Genomic DNA, 4,240 nt, shown 5'->3' with positions numbered 1-4,240 from the left:
ATAAACTCAAAAATTAATGTTGGATATGGTGGAAGCTTTGAATTAAATGAAGATGAAAGTGGAAATATTCATTATACCAATGCACAAAGTGGGCAGATTTCAATGAGTTCCATTTCATCCCATACAACACAACAAGTTAAAAGTGCAAGTGATAAATTAACAGGTGCTATTGGAGAATTAACAAAAGAGGAAATGAGTTCAGTTATTAACAAAGGAATAGAAGCAGGGACTATCAATGAAAAAACGATTACTGATAATACAAAAATAGCAGCAGTAAATAGCTTAATAGAAAGTGGAGAATGGTCAAAACAAGATGCGGACAAAATTGGATTTAGTGTTGGTGCTAATGGAAAAGTGGAGGCTGTAACGCCTAGTATAGTTAAATCTATTTTTAATATTGGTGGAACTTTTAGTGCATCAGGAGGAGTAAAATTTGATTCTAACACTACAGATACCTTGACAGAAAAACTAGGAGACAATAAAACAAAAGCATTGGAGAATGCCTTAAATAGACAATTAGCAGAAAAAGCATTAAGTTCAGACAAGGTTTCATCAAGTTTCACAAATGGACAAAGCAGTGGAACTAGTGCTTCTTTAGTCAAAGCGGCAGAAGCTGGTAAAGCATATAGCGATGCCTTACAAGTATCTAATTCTATCAACAACAATGATTTAAGCGGTGCTATCAGACAAAGAGCAGAACAATTAGCGATGGAGGATGGATTAAGGTTAAATATTTCAGGAGAGATGGAGTTACACCAAAAGTATGGCTCAAAAGCATTTTCTCAAATGATACAAGAATCACAATCTTTTAATAGTTTGCAAAATAATATTAACACAACACCAAATAGCGTATATAATGTTGGGGCTGGGAGTGTAAATGTAGCCAATCACCACGCTCAAAGTAAAGCTGAAGTTGAAAGATTTGAAAACCAATCCACTAATTCTTTTAATCAGAAATCTGCACAAGAAATTAGCAAAGAATGGCAGGACTTTTTTGATTCAAAAAATAGAGTTGCAAAAACCATTCAAAGTGGTGCAAGAGAAACAGGTCCAGCGAATATTGGATTGTTAAATAAATTTCTACAAGATACTGGAATGTTGCCAAAAGACAAGACTGCAGAAGATCTTATAGGTTCATTTAAAGATTCTATTCAAGGTAGTGACACGAGAATAAAAGGAAAATTAGATGGTAAATAATCAGCGAATTAGAGAATTTGATTATTCCGATAAAAAGTAGTATAATATGTGAAATTTGAAATAAGGATTGGATTATGGAAACACTAATGCTTTGGTTGATTGCTATATTGTTGATATTAATTCCATTGGCATTAATTGTTTGGTTAATTGTATGGGTAGTTGCTGGGAACAGAAAAGACGAAAAAGAGTTGAAAGAATTTAAAGAACGCCTTAGAAAAGCTAAACCACTCACAGGAACAGCTAAAGAAGTCTTTATAGGGACATATCTAGCACGATAAGTCTCTTTATTAACCTCAGGCAAGAAAACCCTTACTTCTTTAAACAAGAGATGAATTGCCTCCGCTTTTTGTAGTAAGGTTTGACAAATTAATCTAAACTCACTACAATCCTTTCCAATTAAGCTAAATCTTGTAAATTATTTCCTTTTGAATATTTGTGAATTTTTGAATATTTGTTTAGCTGACATTGTCAAACCAATAGAGGCTATTAAGATTATATTCGCAATAAGGATAGTTATATACACCTGTAATAGTTTGCGATAAAAGAAATAAGAAATATTTAAACTCTCCCACACTTCAACAGGCAACAAAGCTATGCAATTAAACAAAAAAGCTATGTTATAGGCAATTAATTGTATTTTGAGGCTTTGAATTTTTAAGGATTTGAAAATATAAAATAAAGCAACAAAATAGAATAGGCTTCCAAGAAAGATAAAAAACAAATTTAAAAAAACAGGATTTACCATAGAACCCAAAAAGAGTATTAGAAGCACTAAACCAAAAACTAAAAGAAAATCTCTTTTTTGCAGTGCTTTTAAAAGATAAATAGTTATCATTCCTAAAAGTGTAATATAAAAACTAATCATACTTTCATAATAGAATCCAACCCACATCACTACAAATAAAACTAAGTAGAAAAAGATAGCAATCTTTGAGTTCTCCAAAGCTGCAAAGTTGATATTGTTAAATTTATGTATGATATTGTTAATTGTTTGCTTCATTTATGTCCTTTGATTTGTGTGTTTGGGATTTTACCATTTGCATAGCACATAACACGATAAGAATATTTCTCTTTTGTATCTACTTCTACATATACTTTTAAGTCTGTGCTTGATTTCATTTTGTGTCTCCTAATAACTTTGGATTTTTATGGATATTGCTTCTCATAGCTTCCTCAAAAATCAATCCTTGATTTTCATTTTGAGAATCAATAGGTTCATCAAAAGTTTCCATAAAAATACCCTGTTCTTGCGTGATTTTTACTTCCCTTAAAGTATTTTTACCCTTAATATTCTCTACCAAGTATGCTTTTACTCTTTTAGATGGTAAAGCATACTCCTTGCTATATCCTTGTTTTTTAAGGCTCTGTATCTGTGCTTCACTTAGATTATCTAACATAATGCAATTACTTAATTCCCGCACGATATAATCACTATGGGTAGTAATAATTACTTTAACACTAGCATTCACAAGCAAAACAAGTAACCTTGCCATAAGAATCTGATTTTTAGGGTGCAAATGTAGCTCAGGCTCATCAATAATTAGTGTCTCACCAATTTTTACCATATTAAAGATATAGTAATCAAGCAGACATAAAGAACACACAAAATGAGAAATCTCTTTTAAAGGAATAGTTTCCTTACTCAATCGAGGTAAAAACTCTATATCATCTGTAACAATAAATTTTCCACCTAAGATTTGTCTAAACAGCGATATAATCTCTTTATATAGTGGATTTTCTTGTTCTCCTTTTGCAATAAAGCTTTTATTCTTAGCAATCTTTTTAAAAGTATTTACTTCAATACTATGTATTTCTGAAGCTCGTTCAAAGCCTAGAGAAAATGTATCGGAAAAGCTACCCCGAATGTATATTCTCTCTGCATTGTTCTCTCCACAAATTAGTGTTAAATCCCCAAACTCTAAATCTGTCTTTTCAAGTTTAATTTTCATTTTAATATCCCTCCAATCTAGCTTTAGTTTTTTCTACAATCTCGTGGAGTCTATTAATTTCATCTAACAAAGACCCAAAAGATTCTACTTCATCATCACTTTCATCTTCACTGGTTTCCTCCGTTGGTATTAAAAACACTTTATCCATAATGCTATCCCTTCTATGTTTTATTACAACCTCAATATATCTTCCCTCACCCTTAAAACAAGCAGAAAACCATAATATACCAATGTCAAAATATTCTATAAAATGGGAATCCGGACTATTTAATCTGGTAAAAATAATATCCTTTACCTCTTTTTCTGTAAAAACTTGTTGTTTTTCATTCCTTGCTTTAATTTTCATTTGTTCTCCTTATCTAATATTTCACTTCTTAAATTAGATAGTTCGCTACTCATACGCAGAATTAACTTATCTCTTAAAGAGATATTAGAAAAAATATCCTGCTTATCCCTTAACCTTTTTGCACTTCTTTTAACGAAAATTTCATTTGCTCTTACTACCAAAAGTCCATAAAAAGGATAATGCTTACTTAAAAAATCCTCTGCAAAATCACTTAGCTGTTGCGGAACACAAAAGTAAAATTTGTTTAAGGGATACAAAGAATTTGGTGTTAAGTGTTTTTTATGCTTTCTCTTATTTTTAAAATCTGCTAAAAAATCACTTCTACTCACCTTTATCTCAACGCCGATAATTTCATTTTCTTTAAAGGCAATAAAATCATCAATATCATCAATGTCTTTTAGTAATTGTATTTCACTTACAACACCTAAAAACTGCCTTTTAAAGCGGAAGTAAGAAAATAACAAGGCTTTGATTTGTTTAGAATCTTCCATTGTCTATCCTTTTTATCTCATTTGATAAAACTTCATCTAATAATTCTTTTTGGGAATTGGTTAATAACACTAAATTCATTGGCTCAATAGACAAGAGCCTCTTTTTGTGTATCAAACTCAACCTTTTTATAAAAATTACTGCTATCACAACCTCTTACTCAATAATCAGGGCATACTCTAACTCTCTCACAACATTTTCTGCAAATGATTTGTTATATTAGGATTTATCATTACATTAATCCCAAGAAAAAATGCTC

7 protein-coding genes are annotated in these 4,240 nt (G+C 31.0%); 2 read left to right on the top strand and 5 right to left on the bottom strand.

The window, feature by feature from the left end; genetic code table 11:
- Both LS72_RS10980 and LS72_RS10010 read left to right on the top strand, forming a co-directional pair.
- The coding region (locus LS72_RS10980; protein WP_194145607.1) for a hypothetical protein at positions 1-1,197 on the top strand (1,197 nt) is incomplete at its 5' end.
- A 74-nt stretch (positions 1,198-1,271) separates the two neighbouring features.
- Complete coding sequence (locus LS72_RS10010; protein ID WP_138155319.1) at positions 1,272-1,475, top strand: hypothetical protein; 204 nt, start codon at positions 1,272-1,274, stop codon at positions 1,473-1,475.
- A gap of 137 nt (positions 1,476-1,612) precedes the next feature.
- Here LS72_RS10010 and LS72_RS10005 read toward each other — a convergent pair whose 3' ends face one another.
- From LS72_RS10005 to LS72_RS09990, 5 genes are read right to left on the bottom strand one after another with little or no spacing between them, the layout of a single operon-like run.
- The gene (locus tag LS72_RS10005) at positions 1,613-2,197 is read right to left on the bottom strand and encodes a hypothetical protein (RefSeq protein ID WP_138155318.1); all 585 of its coding nucleotides are present in this window, start codon (positions 2,195-2,197) and stop codon (positions 1,613-1,615) included.
- Positions 2,194-2,316, bottom strand: coding sequence for a hypothetical protein (locus LS72_RS11615; RefSeq protein WP_269149292.1), 123 nt, complete (start codon positions 2,314-2,316; stop codon positions 2,194-2,196). The genes LS72_RS10005 and LS72_RS11615 overlap by 4 nt, the downstream gene beginning before the upstream one ends.
- The gene (locus LS72_RS10000) at positions 2,313-3,146 is read right to left on the bottom strand and encodes an AAA family ATPase (protein WP_034555299.1); all 834 of its coding nucleotides are present in this window, start codon (positions 3,144-3,146) and stop codon (positions 2,313-2,315) included. The genes LS72_RS11615 and LS72_RS10000 overlap by 4 nt, the downstream gene beginning before the upstream one ends.
- A 1-nt stretch (position 3,147) precedes the next feature.
- Entirely contained in the window at positions 3,148-3,492 is a 345-nt protein-coding gene (locus LS72_RS09995; protein ID WP_034555298.1) for a hypothetical protein, read from the bottom strand.
- On the bottom strand, positions 3,489-3,983 hold the full coding sequence (locus tag LS72_RS09990) for a hypothetical protein (RefSeq protein WP_034555297.1): 495 nt from the start codon (positions 3,981-3,983) through the stop codon (positions 3,489-3,491). Before LS72_RS09990 ends, LS72_RS09995 begins: the two co-directional genes overlap by 4 nt.
- Positions 3,984-4,240: the final 257 nt, after the last annotated feature.

Origin of the sequence: Helicobacter apodemus, assembly GCF_000765745.2 — a bacterium.
GTDB lineage: Bacteria > Campylobacterota > Campylobacteria > Campylobacterales > Helicobacteraceae > Helicobacter_D > Helicobacter_D apodemus.
The sequence above is the reverse complement of the archived record's forward strand: the minus strand, read 5'-3'. Positions and strand labels throughout refer to the sequence as shown.